A 19,958-nucleotide genomic window follows, 5' to 3' on the forward strand; every position below is an offset into this window, starting at 1 on the left:
GGTTCCACATTCATAATAACAAGAAGGAGAGCGGGTAATGAGTGCAATTCCAGAGGGGCATTTTGTTCAATTGGAAGATGGTCTGTCACTTCACTACCACGAAGCCGGTCAGGGAGAAGCTGTACTGTTCCTGCATGGCAGTGGACCCGGTGCCAGTGGTTACAGTAATTTCAAAGGCAACTACCCGATTTTTGCAGAAGCCGGTGTGAGAGCTATCGTTCCTGATCTTCCTGGTTATGGTTTGAGTGATAAACCGGAAACTGAATACACCCTCGATTTTTTTGTTGCCGCCGTCAAAGGTTTGATCGATCAACTGGCTATTGATTCTGTCACCCTGGTGGGTAACTCACTGGGTGGCGCCATTGCCATCAAACTGACGCTCGACTATCCCGAGCTGGTTACAAAACTGATTCTTATGGCCCCGGGTGGATTGATGGAGAAAGAACAGTACTTCCAGGAGATGGAAGGTATTCAGAAGATGGCGGCTGCGTTTGCTTCTGGAGAACTAAAAGAAGCTTCTGGAATGAAACGTCTGTTGGGTCTTCAGCTCTATGATGCGTCACAGGTGACCGATGAAACGGTGAATGAACGAGTTGCTGTCGTCCATGAACAGCCTGCCTGTGTTCTGTCAACCATGCAGGTGCCAAACATGACCTCCCGTCTTCATGAGTTGAACTGCCCCATCTTCGGTATCTGGGGAGTCAATGACAAGTTTTGTCCTTCCCGTGGTGCCGACACCATGATGAAGGGCTGCAGTAATATCCGTTTTACCCTGCTGAGTGAGTGTGGTCACTGGGTGATGGTTGAACATCAGGACTGGTTTAACCGGCAATGTCTGGATTTTATAAAACACGGCTGATGAATTGTTAAGGGGCATCTATTCCCAGACAGTCTCCTCGCTCCCATGTCCCGGCGCAGGAGTATGTGACAGGTTTTAGATTCCCATTCAGAACGTGGGAATGAGGCGAATAAAAATAATGAATAAAGATAAAAGAGCGCAGTACGGTGATGAACTCTATGAGGCCTTAACCAATGGCCAGAGCATTGCCCCGCTAACGGAACGTGAGAGCGATATTTCTATTGAAGATGCCTACCACATTTCTCTTCACATGGTGGAACGTCGGGTTGCTGCTGGCGATAAGATTGTGGGCAAAAAAATAGGCGTAACCTCCAAAGCGGTTCAGGACATGCTGAATGTACATCAGCCAGACTTTGGATTTATTACCGAGCAGATGTGGTTCAACAATGGGGAAACTATTTCCTGTTCAGAAAACAAACTCATACAACCCAGGGCTGAAGGAGAAATTGCCTTCAAACTGAAAAAGGATCTGGTGGGGCCTGGTGTGACTGAACAGGATGTACTGGATGCAACCGAGTCGGTTTTTCCCTGTTTTGAAATTGTAGACTCCCGCATTCATAACTGGCAGATCAAGATACAGGATACGGTTTCTGATAACGCTTCCTGTGGTGTTTTTGTGTTGGGTGAAGAGGCTGTTGATCCACGGTCTATTGATCTGCCCGCCGCGCAGATGAAAGTTTATAAAAATGGTCAGTTGATCAGTGAAGGTGTTGGGGCAGCCGTTCAGGGGGACCCATTAACGGCGGTTGCCTGGTTGGCCAATACCCTTGGTGAGTTTGGCATTCCTTTCAAGGCGGGTGAAATAATTCTGTCTGGCTCCCTTGTACCTCTTGAGCCTGTTCAGCTAGGTGATGTGATGGAGCTGGAGATTGAAGGTTTAGGCAAGGCCGCTGTGACATTTGGAGAATAAAAAGATGAGTCAGAAACTGAAGGCAATCATCATCGGGCCGGGCAATATTGGTACCGACCTGTTGATGAAAATGAAGCGCTCTGAATGGATCGAGCCGGTCTGGATGGTGGGTATTGACCCTGAATCAGAAGGTTTGAAACGTGCTCGTGAAATGGGCATCAAGACCTCTTCAGAAGGTGTTGATGGTGTGCTTCCTCATGTTATTAAGGACGATATCCGCATCGCGTTTGATGCAACGTCAGCTTACGTACATGCAGAGAACAGCCGTAAGCTGAACGAGCTGGGTGTGATCATGATTGATTTGACCCCTGCTGCTATCGGTCCTTTCTGTGTGCCTCCTGTGAATCTCAGAGAACATACGGAAGAGTTGAAGCTCAACGTGAATATGGTGACCTGTGGTGGGCAGGCGACCATCCCCATGGTGGCTGCTGTCTCTCGAGTTCAGGAAGTGGAGTACGGTGAGATTGTTGCCACCGTATCTTCCCGCTCAGTAGGGCCTGGTACACGACAAAATATTGATGAATTTACCCGAACCACGTCCGGAGCCGTTGAAAAGGTCGGTGGCGCCAAGAAGGGCAAGGCGATCATTATCATTAACCCCGCTGAACCACCACTGATCATGCGTGACACCATCCACTGTCTGACCACAGAAGAGCCGGATCAGAGAGCGATCACTCAGTCGGTTCACGACATGGTGGCTGAGGTTCAGAAATATGTACCGGGCTATCGTCTGGTGAATGGTCCTATTTTTGATGGCAACCGGGTTACGGTCTTTATGGAAGTGGAAGGCCTTGGGGACTTTCTGCCCAAGTATGCCGGTAATCTGGATATTATGACGGCGGCTGGCCTAAGAACGGCTGAGATGTTTGCTGAAGAAGCGGCGAAGGGCGCTATCACTTTACCGGCACGTGGAGAATAAGCAATGAACCTGAAAGGTAAAAAAGTCACCCTCCATGATATGTGTCTGCGGGACGGTATGCATGCCAAGCAGCATCAGATTTCTCTCGATGAAATGGTGAATATTGCCACTGCGATGGATGATGCCGGTATTCCCCTGATCGAAGTCACTCATGGTGATGGCCTGGGTGGGGCATCCGTTAACTATGGTTTTCCGGCCCACAGTGATGAAGAGTATCTGGATGCCGTTATTCCCAAGATGAAAAATGCCAAAGTTTCTGCTTTGCAGCTGCCTGGTATAGGAACTCTTGATCACTTGAGAATGGCAAAAGATCTGGGGGTTTCCACCATACGGGTAGCAACGCATTGTACGGAAGCGGATGTGTCTGAGCAGCATATTGGCATGTCTGCCAAGATGGGCATGGATACAGTGGGCTTTTTAATGATGGCGCATATGGTCAGTGCTGAGAAAATTCTGGAACAGGCCAAGCTGATGGAAAGCTACGGTGCAAACTGTATTTACTGTACCGACTCTGCCGGTTATATGCTGCCGGATGAGGTGACAGATAAGCTTGGACTCCTTCGTGCAGAGCTAAAGCCTGAAACGGAGATAGGCTTCCATGGTCATCACAATATGGCGATGGGTATTGCTAACTCTCTGGCAGCAATTGAAGCCGGAGCCAGTCGTATTGATGGTTCTGTGGCAGGCCTGGGTGCCGGTGCTGGTAATACACCATTGGAAGTGTTCGTTGCAGTGCTGGATCGCATGGGTGTTGAAACCGGTGTTGATCTTTACAAGATCAGTGATGTGGCTGAAGACCTGGTCGTGCCATTGATGGATCAGCCGATCCGAATTGACCGTGATGCACTGACGCTGGGCTATGCCGGGGTTTACTCATCCTTCCTGTTGTTTGCCAAGCGTGCAGAAGCGAAGTATGGCGTTCAGGCTCGTGATATTCTGGCCGAGCTGGGTCGTCGCGGAACCGTCGGTGGTCAGGAAGATATGATCGAAGATCTTGCCCTGACCATGGCCAAAGAGCAGGGACTGATTTAAGCAAAACTCTATAGACCACAAAAGGCTCAGTGCTCTTTGTGGTCTTCCTGGTTAAAAATTCCTTAAATAGCAGACTTCAGCCTATGAACAATTTTAATAATAAAGTGGCTGTTATCACCGGTGCGGGTGGTGGCATTGGAAGAGAGGTGGCGTTGCAGCTGGCGAAAGAAGGCTGCCATCTTGCCCTTGGAGATATCAGTCAGCAAGGGTTAGATGAAACCGCAAAGCTGCTAGAACCCTATGGTGTAAAAGTCAGCTGCCATATTGTTGATGTCACTGACCGGAAACGAATGGAAGCACTGCCTGAAGAGGTTATTGAGGTTCATGGTGCTGTAAACCTGTTGGTCAATAATGCCGGTATTACTCTTCAGAGCAGTTTTTCAGACCTGAGTATTGAACACTGGGAACTGGTGATTGGCATCAATCTGTGGGGTGTGATTTATGGTACCAAAGCTTTCCTGCCTTATCTGAAAGAGCAGGGTAAAAAAGGTTTGGATAATGCGCATATTATTAATATGTCCAGTCTGGCAGGCTTTATTGGCATGCCCAATCAGTCTTCTTATTGCGCAACGAAGTCAGCGGTTAGAGCGATCAGTGAAACACTGTGGGCTGAATTGCATATGGATAATATTGGGGTGACCAGTGTTCATCCCGGTGCGATTAAAACCAATATACTTAACGCTCACCTCGACAAAGCGGGTAACCCGGCAAATGCTGCTGCCATTAACAGAAAGGTGGATAAGTTTGCTATGGATACTGATAAGGCTGTCGCTAAAATGCTAAATGCGGTCAGGAAGAATAAACAGAGAGTGGTTATAGGAACTGATTCACATTTGGTAGAAAAGTTTAAGCGCCTTTTACCTTCTGCTATCCATAAGCCTTTTGCGAAGATGTTTGCTAAAGAGCAGCTTGCCCGGACCAGTTGATCTTTTATTCAGCAGCATCATTTTTTATGAAATGTTGTTGCTGGTTACTCTTCGGCAGGTGACTCATTATCTTTTTCCTGCTCTTTAATTTCCTGTACCCAGCGGAAGACTTCTGCAACAGGTTCAATAAGTTCCCCGGGGATAAAATCGGCAATGTTCAAATGAAAAAGGGCGTGAGCCAATGGAACGTTTTCTAGAACAGGAATACCTTCTTTTTCTGCAATTTTGATAATAAACCGGGCATGACCACCACGACCTTTAACCGTGACAAGGGGAAGTGGCGTCTTACCTTGACGATACTGCAAACCAATGGCAAGGTGAGTCGGGTTTTTAATAACAACGTCTGACTTTCCGGTATTTTCAGCCTGGTTCAGTATTTCCTGATGAATTTCCTTCCGTTTACCTTTTATTTCGGGGCTACCTTCACTCTCCTTATGCTCCCGTTTGACCTCATCTTTACTCATTCGGTTTTGCTTCGTAAAGTTATGGCGCTCAAACATATAGTCCAGAACTGCAATAATCACGAAAGCAATCATTGAATAGAGCAGTAGTTTTTTTATCAGATGAGCAGCGACTGGAAGTATGCAAGAGCTGCCGCAATGTGGCATGTCGACCATATCACCAATACTGGAATAGATGACGTAGTACACAACAAAAGTCAGAAATAATATTTTGATCACCGATTTGAAAAACTCGACGAGGTTTTTCATGGCGAAAATCTTCTTCAACCCACCAACCGGACTGATTTTTTCGATATCCGGTTTGATGCCTTCAGGGGCAAATAAGAGGCCAAATTGCATCACATTACCGGCAATGGCAGAAAACATGGCGACGGCAACTAATGGGATGAGTAAGTCCATGGTCATCTGCAGAATACCCATGGTCACAATTTTAAAAGAGACTTCAAATGGTTCGTTGTAGACCAGGGCCGGGAACACCACCATAGCCTTAAAAGTTTCGATATACGTTTCACTCATGTACCAGAGTACAGCCAGTACTGCGATCAGGTTGAAAGTACCAGATACCTCTTTACTCTTTGCGACCTGCCCTTTTTCCCGGGCATCGCGCAGTTTTTTGGGGGTGGGTTCTTCTGTTTTTTCTGCACTCATTTCCAGATCACTCCCAATGAGTCAAATAGCTGGGGGACTCCCATCATATATTTGCGGGTTAGTTCCAGAATGGTTGCCATGTAAACCACAAGAATGGCACAGGCAACGGCAGATTTAATTGGCATGGCCAGAATGAATACGTTTAGCTGTGGTGCTGCCCGGCTGATCAGGGCAATCCCGAACTCGGTGATAAACATACAGATAATGACCGGTGCGGCTAGCCACATGGAGAGCTGGATGATCAGGTCAAACTGGCCAAGGAAGAAGGTGGTTGCTTCCTGGTTGATTTGGGGGAAATAGCTGAAGACAGGCCAGACTTTGTAGGTGACCATCAGGCTTTCCAGTATTAATAAAAACAGCCCGCTGGTCATTACCAGTGCGATCATGGCTTGACTGAATAATATACCCATAGGTGATGTTTCAGCCCCTGAGAAGGGGTTCAGAGTGCTCGCCATAGAAGCACCCCGTTGGTTATCTATAAAAAAACCGGCTGCTTCTAATGCCCAGAATGGGATCGCCAGCACGAAACCCATGATGGCACCGATAAAGGCCTCCTTGATAACGAGGCCGCCAGTGTCATAGATGGTGAATGCTTCATCCGGTTTGGCTTCTGAAAGCATGGGGTGGAGAAAAAGCACCAGGCACATGGCAATACCATTGCGAATCATGGCACCACCCAGATTACGTTTGTGCAATAAGGGCAAGACGGTAAACATGGAAACTATACGTGGCATTCCCATCGACAGGATGTAGAACCACTCTTTCAGGTCGTCGACGGGTATGATCATGACTAGAGCCTTTGAATCATATTCATGATCGCTAAAGAGTAGTTATAGATCTCAATCCCGATCCATCGTGAAGTCAGGAAAATACTGATGATGACGGCAACCAGCTTGAAGGCAAAGGGCAGAGTCTGTTCCTGAATTTGTGTCAATGCCTGAATCAAACTGATTAACAGGCCAACGACGGATGCGGCAATAATCGGAGGCATGGACAGTAGCAGTGTCAACCAGAGTGCCTGCGCTGTGAGTGTCAGTATATGCGGATCATGCATAACTCAGCACCAGTCCGTGAATCAGGCGTGTCCATCCGTCCAGTAATACAAACAACAGGAGCTTGAAAGGCAGAGATATCGTCATGGGGGATACCATCATCATACCCATGGCCAGAAGTATGTTTGAAACGATCAAGTCAATAACGATGAACGGTAAATAAAGCAGGAAGCCAATTTCAAAGGCTTTCGTCAACTCACTAATACAGAAGGAGGGCATTAGAATGACCAGATCATCAGCGGTTAACTGTTCCTGATAGGCTTTTGGCCAGAGCTGTCGCGCTGTTTTGAGGAAAAAGTTTCTTTCACGCTCTGATGTATTTTTTTTCAGAAATTCCCGATAGGGGACAATCAGCAGCTCGATGTTATCCATCAATGCTTCACTGTCTTTAGTCTGAAAACTGATATTTTCCTGTTCAATAAGATCCCAGGCCTCAAAGCCAATAGGTGCCATGATATAAAGCGTCAGGATAATGGCCAGGGCATTCATGGCGATGTTGGGAGGAATCTGCTGAAGACCGGTGGCATTTCTCAGTATGGAAAAAACGACGACCAGTTTCAGGAATGATGTACCCATAACCGCCAGAAAAGGCACCAGCGCCATCAGCGCCAGCGGTATCATCAAATAAAAAGGACTGGTGAGAGTAATCGCGCCGCTTTCCATAGTCGCCCTATATAAGTCTCTCTGTGTGATCAGGAAACTTTTTTATTAAGATGGTCTTAAAAGAAGTCAGTCGACAATTCTGGTAATACGCGCACCCAGTCGATTGTTTATCTGTACCAGCTGGCATTCGGCAATCAACTTGCCACCGGCCCGAACACGTACCGGTTGTTCAATGGGGCGGTCCAATTCAAATACATGACCTGCCTGAAGAGCCTGAACTTCCTGTGCACTGAACTGTTGTCGACCCACTTCAAATAAAAGGTCAATCTCAATATCTGACAGATCTATCGGCTCCTGTTCATGATGCATCTGATCGTCTTCCATTGTATCCATCCTGTGTTTGATGGTGATTTGAGAGCCTTCTGCTTCTCCGATGAAAGCAACATCCTGGCTGACTCTGATAATCAGCTGCTGTCCGGTTACGTGGTAATGGAAAAATACAATGTCACCGACACCCAGCCCACTGGTTTCTTCTTTAGACAGTTTTGCCTGTCCCAGTTCCAGACCTGCCCAGATAGGTATATCGGTGGTTTGCTCGTGGATATGAGTGGGCAGTAGTTTCAGCAGCTCAAATACTATCGGGTTGCTTTCCAGATAGATGGGGTATTGCGTACCCGCTATCTGGATAGTCATAGCCAGCTCTGCCCGCTTTGATTGATCGGCATTGGGCATCATGTCAGAGAACTTGATAGAGATACCAAGTCCCTGCATCAGATACTCAAATAAGTTTTGCAGCCTGTTTTCCAGTGCAGCCAGCATCAATTCTCTGGGGAGTTTCAGTAACACCTGGCTGTTAAGGTTGTCCGGCATTATGCGATCAATCAATGCACTGCCGGTGTACAGGGAGACAGGTTGATGGTTGATTTCAAGCTGCATGCAGATGGCAGGCATATTTTGTGCCGCGATGCTGCCGAGTGAAATGTCCCACCTGTCGTCATTAACCGGCAGGGCAAGCTCTGTCTGACGGTTGCTGAGGATTTGACTAAGCAGCAGCTGCGAGGGTGAGACAGAGGGTAGATCAATAAGTTCTGCTGCCATGGTTCAGCCTATGCCCGATCGTTTCTGGAAGAGTTCTGGTCATTATCTTCGGCAACATACTGGTTACGTGAACGGCCATCGGTATCCTGATTGTCACCACCTGACATATTGATATTGACCTGAACCTTATCGTTGGAGAATCGTTCAGCCAGCATTTTTTGCAGGTTTGCTTCATGCTGTGCCAGAAAGTTTCCTGCTTCTGCAGATGATGTGTTCATGGTTACCGTCAGCTCTCCACCCAGCCTTTGGATTCTGATCTCGGTACCTGGCAGTACACTGTCTTTCAGGGAGATTCGAACCTCAGCCCCATTGATTGCATCTTTTGCGGAAACCTGAATCTGATCTGCCAGCTTAGTAAGAGCGGCATCAATTTCCTTTACGCTGCTTGCCTGTTGGATTTCACGAAGCTGGGCATCCGCTTTTATCTGGCTTTGAGTGTTATTGATTTGAGCGTGTTCTGACCCATCCCGCATATTGTGGGACATGTGCTCTCCGCCCTGATCTTTTTCCTGGCGGCCTTTTATGGCGTCTTTAGAGCTCTTGCTTCGTTCTGCCATCAAGCTCTCAAGACTCTGGTCCTTTTCACCTCCGGCCTTTTTCTCTTTTTCCCGCTTCTCTTTTGCCATTCGTTCAGCAAAGTCACCGGCCTGTCTTTCTGAAACTTTACGGCTCTGCTGGTTATAGTCCTGTTGCTGAGTAGGAGGGGTTGATTGGGTATTGCCACTTTGATTCAAGCCTTGTGTCGACATGATGATAGACTCCTATTCCTTGGATTTAACGGTAAATTCTTCCATTTCCAGGTCTTCAAGACGTTTGGCTTCTTTTTCAGCCTCTTCGTCCTGCACCTTGCAGAACTCTTCAAACTTTTCCACAGCGAGCTTGGCCTTATAGTGAGCCTGCTTTGCTATCTCAAGCAGCTGCTCTGCTTCTGTCACCTGTTGTTCTGCTTCTACGACCCGCTGCTCTGCTTCTGAAATTGCCTGCTCCATTGACGCATCTTTCTCACGTAATATGGCGACTTTCTGTTTCAATCGATCCAGATCATGCTGCTGAATACTGGTGTTCATAATATTATCGTATAGTCGCTGCTCTTCTTGACTGCGCCACAGGATATAGTCTTCCAAATCCTGCTTGCGTTGTTCGACTTCCTGCTGTCTCTTGATGACTTCCTGTCTTCGAAGCTCCAGTTCCTGTTCGCACAGCTTCACTTCACGCTCGGCAGTTTGCTCGCGTATATTTTTAACTTTCAGCAACTCCTTGAGCATAATCTTAATATTCTGCTAGTTGTTGGAGTTGAAGAATGGTCTGATCAAAGGGCATCAGTTCGTCGGTTCTCTGCTTCAGGAATGTTCTGATCGCCTCAATCTTATGTATTGCTTCATCGGCTACTTGATCAGCGCCCTGTTTGTATTCACCCACTTTGACAAGTAACTCGATCTCATCGTACTTGGCCATCAATTGGCGTATTTTGGTTGTCGCAGCACGGTGCTCAGGTGTAGTAATTGCATTCATAACCCGGCTGGCACTGGCCAGAACATCAATGGCGGGGAATTGACCAGCAGCGGCGAGCTTTCTGGAGAGAATAATATGGCCATCGAGAATCGATCGGGTTTCATCGGCTACCGGCTCTGTCATGTCATCGCCTTCAACCAGCACCGTATAGAGTGCAGTGATTGAGCCAACATCGGACATGCCTGTGCGCTCCATGAGTTTGGGGAGCGTGGCAAACACGGAAGGAGGAAAGCCTCGACGGGTTGGCGGCTCACCTGCTGCCAGACCAATTTCACGTTGGGCACGGGCAAATCGAGTCACCGAGTCCATTAGCAGAAGCACTCGTTTGCCTCTATCCCGGAAGTATTCAGCAACTGCCGTGGCGGTATAGGCCGCTTTTGAACGTTCCATGGATGATTTATCGGATGTGGCTACGATAATGACGGATTTTTTGACCCCTTCAGGACCCAGGTCGTGCTCAATAAATTCACGTAATTCACGTCCCCGTTCACCGATCAGGGCCAGGACCGTAACATCCACCTCAGCACCTTTAACCAGCATCGATAACAGCGTACTCTTACCACCGCCAGCCGCGGCAAATATCCCCATTCTTTGACCTTCGCCACAAGTCAGAATGCTATCAATAGCCTTAACCCCCAAGGGGATAGGGTGGTCGATAATTCGTCGAGTCATAGGGTCAGGGGCGTCGGCATAAACGGGGTAATGAGCTTCAGGCTCAATACCTTTAAATGCGTCCGGGTTCAGCGGGTTGCCCATTCCATCCAGTACATGACCCAGAAGGTGAGGCCCTACAGCCACATGATGTACTTTGCCTGTGGGTATAACTTCGGTGGTTGAGGAAATACCCATGATTTCCCCGAGGGGGGCAAGCACCGTTTCATGCCCCTGAAAGCCCACCACTTCAGCGTATGAGTTCCGATCATTGTCATCAGGGTTATTGGGAGATACCAGCTGACAGAGTTCACCAATTTTCACTCCAGGTACAGCAGCTTTGATGATCATTCCCTGGACTTCGGTGACACGCCCACGGATGTCTATCAGCCTGCCACTTTCGACAGTGCCCTGAAGTGCACTGGTCAGATAGTTAAACGCTTGAGCCAACTTGATGCCTCCATTATTTTTCTTTCTCTGGAAATGCTGCTTTTGAGATCCTTCCCATTTTCATGGCTGAAGAGTGCAGCACTTCACTTTTGGCAGTATGGAGTAATTATCCAGACGCGACGGAGTATAGTTCTTCTACTCAAGGCGTGATTAAAAACTGGATAAAGGCTCCCGGTTCAAATACAGGCTTCTTACATTCTTTTCGGCCTGATGATTTCGAGCTGAAATGGAGCTGATAAAATAAGTGTAGGCAGAGGGGCAGGAAATAAAAGAAGGGTTGTGGAAACCCTTCTTTATATTGAGTTTTATGAGGATTGAGATGTTGTTGGTTATACCATCATTCCCATATCACCAGGGCCACCGGGAGCGCCTCCTGGACCGCTTTGAGGAGACGGTGATGTTTTAGCTGAAGAGGCCTGCTCCTGCTTGGATTCATCCAGTTCACTGACACACCATTCGAGGGTGTTTACAAACTTTTCCAGAGTTGATTCAAATAAACCATAATCACAGGAAGCCTGAAGAGAACGAATTAACAGCACTTCAGTTTTATCATGGTTTAACGCCAGAAATGCCCCCTGCATGCTATGGTGTTGGAGGTTCAGAGAGCACATCTTTTCCAGCAGAGCGGTTTTTTCCGGGCTGTCATGGGTAATCATTGGTCGAACAGAAGCGACAAACACCAGTGCTTCATCATCCTCCAGATACTCCATGTTAACGATTAATGTATCGTCAAAACACAGGCCGCAGGCATCATGTTCGTTTAGTTTGAGTTCTCCCAGACCGATGCTCTGGGCAAAGTGTTGTAGATGCTGTTCTACATTCTGCTTGAAAGACATCAGGCCCTTCCCTCCACTGATTTATTTTTCATAATAGAAGCAATTTATTTTTGATAATCTATTTATAGCTTAGACACTATATATAGCTCAGACATTCCGCATGTAAAAAAAATCCATAGATTTAATCGGCTGATTGACGCATTTCATAAAAAGCTTCAAAAAAAATCAGAATCAATGGATGAAAATCCGGATGCTTTACTTCAGTATACAAAATCATTTAAGGCTATTAATTTGGTTTGGTAAACAGTTTGTGATTGATGACGCTGTCTGGATGAAAGAAGCTCTGCTGGAAGCTGATAAAGGCCGTAATCTGGGTGAAGTTCCTGTTGGGGCCGTGGTGGTTAAAGATGGTCAGATTATAGCCCGGGCCTGTAATCAGCCGATTTCATCCTGCAACCCGGTTGCCCATGCCGAAATTCTGGCACTTCAGTCTGCTGCAAGAGCCATCGGGAATTACCGGCTGGTGGATTGTGATCTCTATGTCACACTGGAGCCCTGTACCATGTGTGCGGGAGCCATTGTCCATAGTCGGATTCGACGCCTGATTTACGGTGCGGCCGAGCCGAAGGCCGGAGCCGTGCACAGTGCTGCCAGGGTACTTGAACAACCCCAGATGAATCATCGTGTTGAGGTTACCGGAGGTGTTCTTCAGGGCGAATGCAGTGAGATGATCAGCGATTTTTTCCGTTTTCGACGACAACAGAGGCGTGAGGAGAAAAGAAAGCAGCCTTTTGTGGAAAAATAGCGCCATAAATGGCCTATGACTGCTGGTTTCCGAAGGCTGGTTTCGATTATTATAGGCAGCCTTTGATCATTCCCCCTGAGTTGAGAGGCTGTAGCATAAGGACTGGCTTGTAATCCAATCAGGAAGTGGCCATCTATGCCGGCTTTCTGATGTTTATTATTATTTGCTCATCCAGGCTGTAGCTCCTCATAGCTGTTAATTGGCCCGAGGACAGACCAGAACATGCTGATACTGCGTGGCGCCCCTGCACTTTCCCAGTTCCGCAGTCAAAAGCTGCTTGCTCAGTTGCAGAGCAGAGTGCCAGAGATCTCCTGTGTTGTTGCTGAATTCCAGCATTATGTCAAAATCCAGTCGCTGTGTGAGGAAGGGTTAAATGACAGACAGGCTGATATTCTGGCCAGACTTCTGACATACGGCCCTAAGATTCCACAGACCGAACCCGAAGGTTTTGCCACGCAGGCAGAATTTCTGGTGGTTCCCCGTCCCGGAACAATTTCTCCCTGGTCCAGTAAGGCATCGGATATTGCCCATAACTGTGGGCTGAGCATGATCCAGCGTATTGAGCGAGGAATTCGCTTCGTTGTTTTTGCTGATACTCCGCTCACTGAAGACCAGGAAGGTCTGATTATTGAAGCGCTGCATGACCGGATGACCCAGGCTGTACTCCGTGATGAGTGCGATATTCCCAAGCTGTTTGCGGAAGCAGAACCGGCTCCAATGACTACCGTCTCGGTACTGGAAGGTGGTAGAGATATGCTTGTTGCTGCCAACCAGTCCCTTGGTCTGGCACTGGCTGATGACGAAATTGATTACCTGGTGGACAGCTATCAGAAGTTGGAGAGAGATCCGACGGATGTTGAGTTGATGATGTTTGCTCAGGCAAATTCCGAGCACTGCCGGCATAAAATTTTTAATGCATCCTGGAGTATTGATGGAGAAGAACAGGACCTTTCCCTGTTCAAGATGATCCGTAATACCCACGCCATGCACAGTGAAGGGGTTTTGTCAGCCTATAAAGATAATGCCTCGGTTATCGAAGGTTTTCATTCCAGTCGTTTTTACCCCAACAGTGATAGTCGTGAATATGGTTTCAATGAGGAAGACATTCATATCCTCATGAAAGTAGAAACCCATAATCACCCGACTGCGATCGCGCCATGGGCAGGCGCTGCTACCGGTTCTGGTGGTGAAATCCGTGATGAGGGTGCGACCGGTAAAGGTTCAAAGCCCAAGGCCGGCCTGACGGGATTTACTGTCTCTAACCTGAACATTCCAGGTTACAGGCAGCCTTGGGAGCAGGACTACGGAAAACCGGAACGCATTGTTTCCCCTCTGGATATCATGATTGATGGTCCATTAGGTGGCGCTGGTTTTAATAACGAATTTGGTCGACCTAATCTCTGTGGTTACTTCCGTACTTTTGAAGCCAGCGTAAAAGGCGCTGCCGGATATGAGGTGCGTGGTTATCACAAACCCATCATGCTGGCGGGTGGTCTTGGCAATATAAAAGCGGAGCACGTTGAAAAGGGCGATATTCCAGTAGGTGCCAAACTGATTGTACTGGGTGGCCCTGCCATGCAGATTGGTCTGGGGGGGGGAGCTGCTTCCTCCATGACATCGGGTGAAGGGCAGGAAGACCTGGACTTTGCAAGCGTACAGCGTGATAACCCGGAAATGGAGCGTCGCTGTCAGGAGGTCATTGACCGGTGCTGGCAGCAGGGTGACAGGAACCCTATTGCGTTTATTCACGACGTGGGTGCCGGTGGTCTTTCCAATGCCCTCCCTGAGCTGGTGAGTGATGGTGGTCGTGGTGGTCACTTCCAGCTGCGCGCCATTAATAATGACGAACTCGGAATGTCACCTCTTGCGCTCTGGTGTAACGAGTCACAGGAACGCTATGTGATGGCTGTGGCTGCCGAGGACCTTTCAAGGTTCGAAGCGATCTGTCAGCAAGAGCGTTGTCCTTATGCGGTCGTTGGAGAAGCAACTGAAGAGCAGCGGGTGCTGTTGGAAGACAGCCACTTTGAAAACCATCCTGTTGATATGTCTCTGGATGTGCTTCTGGGTAAACCGCCCAAAATGCATCGGGAGATTCATCGACAGTCATTTGAGCGTGATGCGCTTGATCTCAATGATGTCAGCCTTCGTGAAGCAATGGAGCGGGTCTTAAAGCTGCCATCGGTAGCCAGTAAGAACTTCCTGATCACCATTGGAGATCGAACTATTACCGGCCTCGTTAATCGTGATCAGATGGTAGGTCCATGGCAAGTGCCTGTTGCTGACTGTGCGGTCACTGCGACAGCTTTTGAAGGTTATACCGGTGAAGCCATGTCGATGGGAGAGCGGACTCCCGTTGCTTTGATTAATGCACCCGCCTCGGGTCGTATGGCGATTGGTGAAGCGATTACTAATATTGCCGCTGCCCGTATTGGGAAAATCGGCGATATTAAACTGTCAGCAAACTGGATGGCTGCTGCGGGCCATCCGGGTGAAGATGAAAACCTGTTTGAAACGGTTAAAACAGTGGGTATGGAGCTATGCCCAGCACTGGGTATTGCGATTCCAGTGGGTAAAGACTCCATGTCCATGAGAACCCAGTGGCAGGAAAAGGGTGAAGATAAGAGTGTTACTTCACCACTGTCTCTGGTTATCTCAGCGTTTGCTCCGGTTCAGGATATTCGCAAGACACTGACCCCTCAACTGAGAACTGACCAGGGTGATACCGATCTGCTGCTGATTGACCTTGGTCGGGATCATAACCGACTCGGTGGCTCAGCACTGGCCCAGGTGTATGGCCAGATGGGCGATACGGCACCGGATGTTAATTCGGCAGAAGACCTGAAAGGCTTCTTTAACGCGATTCAGGAGCTGATGGGTAAAGATCTGCTCCTGGCTTATCACGATCGTTCTGATGGTGGCCTGTTTACCTCCCTGATTGAGATGGCCTTTGCCGGGCATACGGGTATTGCTATTGATCTGGACAAGCTGGCGGGTAATAAATCAATGTTGCTGCCAGCACTGTTTAATGAAGAGCTGGGTGCCGTTCTTCAGGTGCGTCATAAAGATAAAGGGGCTGTTAAAGACATTCTGGCCCAGCATGGGCTGGCTTCCTGTTCTCATACCATTGGTACATTGGCTTCAGGGCAAAGGGTATCGTTCCGGTTTAATGGTGCCGAGCTGGTGAGTGAAAGCCGAGTGAAGTTCCAGCGCTGGTGGGCAGAAACCAGTTATCGGATTCAGGCTCTGCGTGATAATCCTGAATGTGCACGACAAGAGTTCGATAACCTTCTGGATGATCGGGATGACGGCCTGCACGCTTCCCTGCCTTATGATATCTCTCTGGATGTGTCTGCTCCTTATATCAATACCGGTGTCCGCCCGGCCATGGCCATTCTGCGCGAGCAGGGTGTCAATGGACAGGTGGAAATGGCAGCGGCGTTCGACCGGGCTGGCTTCAAGACCGTTGATGTTCACATGAGTGACATCCTTTCTGGACGTCGCGCATTGGATGAGTTCAAAGGTCTGGCTGCATGTGGTGGTTTCTCTTACGGCGATGTTCTGGGCGCTGGTGAAGGCTGGGCCAAGTCCATCCTCTTTAATGAACAGGCCCGTGATCAGTTTGCCCGTTTCTTTGATCGCAGGGACAGCTTTGCTTTAGGTGTATGTAATGGTTGTCAGATGCTCTCCAACCTTCATGACCTGATTCCTGGTGCTGAATACTGGCCACACTTTGTACGCAACCAGTCTGAGCAGTTTGAGGCCCGGGTGGCTATGGTTGAAGTGCAGAAGAGCCGTTCAATCTTTTTCCAGGGGATGGATGGTGCTCGTATGCCGATTGCTGTTGCTCATGGGGAAGGGCATGCAGAGTTTGCTGATCCGTCACACCTTGACCGGTTGACTGCCAGTGGTCAGGTGTCATTGAAGTTTGTAGATAACCAGGGTAAACCCACCACCCGTTATCCATACAACCCCAATGGCTCGGTTCAGGGGGTCACAGGCCTGACCTCTGCCGATGGTCGGGTAACTATTATGATGCCGCATCCTGAGCGTGTATTCCGTAGCGTTCAGAACAGCTGGCATCCTGATCACTGGGGTGAAGATGCTCCGTTGATGAGAATGTTCCGAAACGCCCGGGTCTGGGTGAGTTAAAGGAAAAATGCTTTTCCTATTTTAAATCAAGCTGGCTTTTCTTTTGAGAGGCCAGCTTTTTTTTGTTTCTCCATCAAGGTGGGAAAAGTTCTGATGAACTGTTTTGTAAGGATGTTGTCTTTAAATTGTAAGTCATCAGAGAGCTTGTCTTGTGGGAATAAATATTATTAGTGAAATAATAACGGAGCTCAATTCAGGCAAGAAGGGAGGGTTCGGATATGAAGGTCGTGATGAGTGGGAGGGAATACCCGGTAAATGGGACCTGAGAAAATCAGTCCATCATGAACCCTCGCAAAACACTCTTCCTTCCAGTTGTGTCGATTCTGTTGCGGAGTTAAAACAGCTGCAGGAAAGGAGGGTATGTCTGGCGTGTGAAGAAAAGCGTCAAGAGATAATCTCTCTTGCGAACATGGGGCGGCCTTCGGGAGATGGGCTTTGTTGCAGTGTCCTTAGGTGCATTTATGATTGCGTGGACCTTTTCAGCGGACAAGAGCAGACCATAAGATGGGCCGAATGTACCCACACTTTGGATGAAGATGATTCGGTACCCGTTATAACACATCAGCCGGAGATAAGTTCTAAAGCTGCTGGCCAAGTATCATCGAATGAAAATAAGGCTTTGACGCTGAAAGGTGAGGAATTGCCTGATATTCAGGAAGAGAATGTTGTTAATGCAGACCATCAGGATAGAAGCAATCCAGCTCATTTGACAGATATCATATTTCATCGTGAGAAGCTGCCTACCCCTATTCATTCTTCTTCCCCAAAAAGTCAGTATGCTAGTGACGTGGATCTTCTGGAGTTTAAGGAAGCAGATGAGCGTGCAATGTCTGGGGGGCGTTTTGCTCCTGAAACAGTTGAGTCCATTGAGCTTCGGGAAAAGGCTCGCTAACGTTTAACAAGAACAGTTCAGCGCATTTTACGCTTGCTCTGATTAAACCTTTACCCGATTTTACTTTCCATAAATATGGCTTCAGTCACAAACATCTCGCTATCAGGTACTATAGTTACTCAGATTTAAGGAGTTGAAGTCATGAGTGTGAGACGCTTTTGGGTCATATTACCCATCACGTTTATGGTCTTGTTGTCAGGTTGTATGACTGACAGTACGGGGACAACGTATTCAAGTCGTGAAGCCCGCCGCATTCAACAGGTCAGTTTTGGCACTATTTCCGAGCTGCAGCATGTAAAGCTGGAAGGCACAGAGGGGGCAGTCGGCACAGTGGCGGGTGCGGCCATTGGTGGTATTGCCGGTTCCAGTGTGGGTGGTGGTAAAGGCAGTGATATTGCTGCGATTCTTGGTGGTGTTGCCGGTGGTGTGCTGGGTAATATGGCGGAGAAAGAGCTGACCACTCAGCAGGGCATTGAAATGACCATCCGGCTCGACAGTGGCAAATACATCTCAGTGGTTCAGCAAGCTGATCCAAAAGCCCCTTTACAGGTCGGTGATACGGTTAAGATTCTGACTCAGGGTGGCACGACTCGTGTTGTAAGAATGCCATAATCCACTTGGATGGGGCTTTGGCCCCATCCTGATGTCGTGTGTTGGTTGAAATTGTGTCTGGCTAAGCTATTCCTCCTACAATTACTAAACAATCACAAAAAACAGGACTCGAACCCTGTGAACATTGAGTGTTTAGCTCCCACCTCGAAAGAACTGGCAGAATTATACCAACAGGCAGGGTGGACGAATCTCGCCAGTTTAGAAGCTTTGCAGCATTCTATTTATGCCAGCAGTTGCTGGTTTCAGGTAAGCATTGAAGAAAAGCTGGCAGGCGTTGTCAGGCTGCAGAGTGATTATGTCCGTTACTGCTGCATCTATGACCTGCTAGTGGATAAAGATCACCGCAGTCAAGGAGTAGGTTCAGCTTTAATGGAAGCTGCCGTCCAGTGGTGTGATCAGCGGCAGATCCAGATTGTCCATCTCTGGCCAGCAACGGGGCGGATCCCTTTCTTTGAGCGTTTTGGCTTTCAGCCTCTCAGTGATAAGCACCCGATGATGGTCCGCAGTGACAGCTATCCGGTCAATTAGGGGGAAGTCAGGCCCTTCAGGATAGTGCCTTAGCGAAACACCCAATACTTGCTCAGAATAAACATCACCAGCGATACAATGACGAGCACAGCACCACTGGCCCATAAATAGTCCAGATCGGTTCGGGTCAAAGCCATATAAAACAACCATTGATTAAGCATGCCCCCAGCAATTTGAACGGCCACGAACCGGGTGAGGCTGCGCTGAAAACCGTGCTTTTTGTGATTAAACGTCCAGAAGGTGTGGCCGTAGTAGTTGACTATCATGGCCAGCAGGAAGGCTGCAACATTGGCTCTGAGTGGTAAAAAAACATCATTCGTGACCAGAAGATGTAGAATGTCCAGATGTATGGCGCTTGCCAGAATACTGACCAGAATAAACTTAATAAGTTGTCCCAAAGGCCTATTCCTTCTTTTCGATCCTTTTATTCCTATCGGTTGAGGAGGGCTTGGAATGAAGGCTTGAGTGATGGGTTGCAACTTTGTACATTGGCGCTCTAATCAGATATTGGTAACTTCCGGTGGGTGCTGGAGAGGGCAGGTATGAGTAAAAAGGTGGTTGTATTAGTGGGGGGGATTCTTCTGGTCATCTGTGCGGCAGGTTGGCTGTTCTTTGCCGAAAATGATGAACCAAAAGTATTGCCGGTGTCGGATGTGATTTCGATTCAAGAGGAAATTGTAGAAACTCCGGCTGAAGAGAGTTCCTTCGCTCCAGATATGGAGTTTGATGAGTCATCAGAAGAAACAAGAATTATCCTGATTGAGCCCGATGATGGTAAGTTGAGTGACTTGCTTTCAGAAAAAGTGATACGTGATGGCAAAATTGTCGATAAGTCTCAGGCGACTCAATGATCAAAGTGAGATATATCTCACACTTTTCAGCGTGATCACTGCTATTGCCATGGAAAGTGTGCTGATAACGTAAATCGTGCATGGATTGCACTTATCACATGGATGTGAGCCCACCAGCTTTGCTGGTGGGTTTTTTTATGTACATGGATGTACTGTATGCAGGCAATGCAGGAGCAATTGCCAGTAAATGAAGGAATGTACTGTATGCTGGCAATGCACGACTG

The 19,958-nt window shown here is 48.1% G+C and carries 21 protein-coding genes; 11 read left to right on the forward strand and 10 right to left on the reverse strand.

Annotation, left to right across the window (positions count from 1 at the left end; genetic code table 11):
• Positions 1-37: 37 nt before the first annotated feature.
• The 5 genes from GV64_RS09515 to GV64_RS09535 all read left to right on the forward strand — a co-directional run bounded on the left by GV64_RS09515 (position 38) and on the right by GV64_RS09535 (position 4,646).
• Positions 38-859 carry an alpha/beta fold hydrolase gene (locus GV64_RS09515; protein WP_020585072.1) on the forward strand — a complete coding sequence of 274 codons (822 nt, stop codon included), beginning with the start codon at positions 38-40 and terminating at the stop codon, positions 857-859.
• A gap of 118 nt (positions 860-977) precedes the next feature.
• Entirely contained in the window at positions 978-1,769 is a 792-nt protein-coding gene (locus GV64_RS09520) for a fumarylacetoacetate hydrolase family protein (RefSeq protein ID WP_020585071.1), read from the forward strand.
• A 4-nt stretch (positions 1,770-1,773) separates the two neighbouring features.
• Positions 1,774-2,688, forward strand: a complete 915-nt coding sequence (locus tag GV64_RS09525; RefSeq protein ID WP_026258653.1) for an acetaldehyde dehydrogenase (acetylating) — start codon at positions 1,774-1,776, stop codon at positions 2,686-2,688.
• Positions 2,689-2,691: 3 nt separating this feature from the next.
• Positions 2,692-3,720: a 4-hydroxy-2-oxovalerate aldolase gene (dmpG, locus tag GV64_RS09530; protein WP_020585069.1), complete on the forward strand. Its 1,029-nt coding sequence runs from the start codon at positions 2,692-2,694 to the stop codon at positions 3,718-3,720.
• Positions 3,721-3,803: 83 nt separating this feature from the next.
• Positions 3,804-4,646, forward strand: coding sequence for an SDR family NAD(P)-dependent oxidoreductase (locus tag GV64_RS09535; RefSeq protein ID WP_020585068.1), 843 nt, complete (start codon positions 3,804-3,806; stop codon positions 4,644-4,646).
• Between the two features lie 44 nt (positions 4,647-4,690).
• On the opposite strand, the gene sctU is transcribed toward GV64_RS09535, so the two are convergent.
• The 9 genes from sctU to GV64_RS09580 all read right to left on the reverse strand — a co-directional run bounded on the left by sctU (position 4,691) and on the right by GV64_RS09580 (position 11,957).
• Positions 4,691-5,755 (reverse strand): type III secretion system export apparatus subunit SctU, encoded by a 1,065-nt coding sequence (gene sctU / locus GV64_RS09540; RefSeq protein WP_020585067.1) that lies wholly within the window; start codon positions 5,753-5,755, stop codon positions 4,691-4,693.
• Positions 5,752-6,543 (reverse strand): type III secretion system export apparatus subunit SctT, encoded by a 792-nt coding sequence (sctT, locus tag GV64_RS09545; protein WP_020585066.1) that lies wholly within the window; start codon positions 6,541-6,543, stop codon positions 5,752-5,754. Before sctT ends, sctU begins: the two co-directional genes overlap by 4 nt.
• Before the next feature lie 2 nt (positions 6,544-6,545).
• A complete protein-coding gene (gene sctS / locus GV64_RS09550; protein WP_020585065.1) occupies positions 6,546-6,809 on the reverse strand; it encodes a type III secretion system export apparatus subunit SctS in 264 nt (87 codons plus the stop codon).
• Positions 6,802-7,470: a type III secretion system export apparatus subunit SctR gene (gene sctR, locus GV64_RS09555; RefSeq protein WP_020585064.1), complete on the reverse strand. Its 669-nt coding sequence runs from the start codon at positions 7,468-7,470 to the stop codon at positions 6,802-6,804. Before sctR ends, sctS begins: the two co-directional genes overlap by 8 nt.
• Positions 7,471-7,536: 66 nt before the next feature.
• The gene (gene sctQ / locus GV64_RS09560; RefSeq protein WP_020585063.1) at positions 7,537-8,508 is read right to left on the reverse strand and encodes a type III secretion system cytoplasmic ring protein SctQ; all 972 of its coding nucleotides are present in this window, start codon (positions 8,506-8,508) and stop codon (positions 7,537-7,539) included.
• An 8-nt stretch (positions 8,509-8,516) separates the two neighbouring features.
• Positions 8,517-9,257, reverse strand: coding sequence for a type III secretion HpaP family protein (locus GV64_RS09565; RefSeq protein WP_020585062.1), 741 nt, complete (start codon positions 9,255-9,257; stop codon positions 8,517-8,519).
• Positions 9,258-9,269: 12 nt separating this feature from the next.
• Entirely contained in the window at positions 9,270-9,773 is a 504-nt protein-coding gene (gene sctO, locus GV64_RS09570; RefSeq protein ID WP_020585061.1) for a type III secretion system stalk subunit SctO, read from the reverse strand.
• Between the two features lie 4 nt (positions 9,774-9,777).
• Positions 9,778-11,121, reverse strand: coding sequence for a type III secretion system ATPase SctN (sctN, locus tag GV64_RS09575; protein ID WP_020585060.1), 1,344 nt, complete (start codon positions 11,119-11,121; stop codon positions 9,778-9,780).
• 329 nt (positions 11,122-11,450) lie between these two features.
• The gene (locus tag GV64_RS09580) at positions 11,451-11,957 is read right to left on the reverse strand and encodes a type III secretion system chaperone (RefSeq protein ID WP_020585059.1); all 507 of its coding nucleotides are present in this window, start codon (positions 11,955-11,957) and stop codon (positions 11,451-11,453) included.
• A 178-nt stretch (positions 11,958-12,135) separates the two neighbouring features.
• Between GV64_RS09580 and tadA the strand changes: the two genes are divergently transcribed.
• The 5 genes from tadA (at position 12,136) to GV64_RS09605 (ending at position 18,883) form a co-directional block, all read left to right on the forward strand.
• The gene (gene tadA, locus GV64_RS09585; RefSeq protein WP_020585058.1) at positions 12,136-12,702 is read left to right on the forward strand and encodes a tRNA adenosine(34) deaminase TadA; all 567 of its coding nucleotides are present in this window, start codon (positions 12,136-12,138) and stop codon (positions 12,700-12,702) included.
• 222 nt (positions 12,703-12,924) lie between these two features.
• Positions 12,925-16,851, forward strand: a complete 3,927-nt coding sequence (purL, locus tag GV64_RS09590; protein WP_020585057.1) for a phosphoribosylformylglycinamidine synthase — start codon at positions 12,925-12,927, stop codon at positions 16,849-16,851.
• Positions 16,852-17,002: 151 nt separating this feature from the next.
• Positions 17,003-17,743 (forward strand): hypothetical protein, encoded by a 741-nt coding sequence (locus GV64_RS25870; protein WP_152553990.1) that lies wholly within the window; start codon positions 17,003-17,005, stop codon positions 17,741-17,743.
• A gap of 141 nt (positions 17,744-17,884) precedes the next feature.
• Positions 17,885-18,355, forward strand: coding sequence for an outer membrane lipoprotein (locus GV64_RS09600; protein ID WP_033403729.1), 471 nt, complete (start codon positions 17,885-17,887; stop codon positions 18,353-18,355).
• A 117-nt stretch (positions 18,356-18,472) separates the two neighbouring features.
• Positions 18,473-18,883, forward strand: coding sequence for a GNAT family N-acetyltransferase (locus GV64_RS09605; protein ID WP_020585054.1), 411 nt, complete (start codon positions 18,473-18,475; stop codon positions 18,881-18,883).
• Positions 18,884-18,912: 29 nt separating this feature from the next.
• On the opposite strand, the gene GV64_RS09610 is transcribed toward GV64_RS09605, so the two are convergent.
• Positions 18,913-19,281: a GtrA family protein gene (locus GV64_RS09610; RefSeq protein WP_020585053.1), complete on the reverse strand. Its 369-nt coding sequence runs from the start codon at positions 19,279-19,281 to the stop codon at positions 18,913-18,915.
• A gap of 144 nt (positions 19,282-19,425) precedes the next feature.
• Between GV64_RS09610 and GV64_RS09615 the strand changes: the two genes are divergently transcribed.
• Positions 19,426-19,734, forward strand: a complete 309-nt coding sequence (locus GV64_RS09615; RefSeq protein WP_020585052.1) for a hypothetical protein — start codon at positions 19,426-19,428, stop codon at positions 19,732-19,734.
• The last annotated feature ends 224 nt before the right edge of the window (positions 19,735-19,958 follow it).

It is taken from the genome of Endozoicomonas elysicola (genome assembly GCF_000710775.1).
In the GTDB taxonomy this organism is placed as follows: Bacteria; Pseudomonadota; Gammaproteobacteria; order Pseudomonadales; family Endozoicomonadaceae; genus Endozoicomonas; species Endozoicomonas elysicola.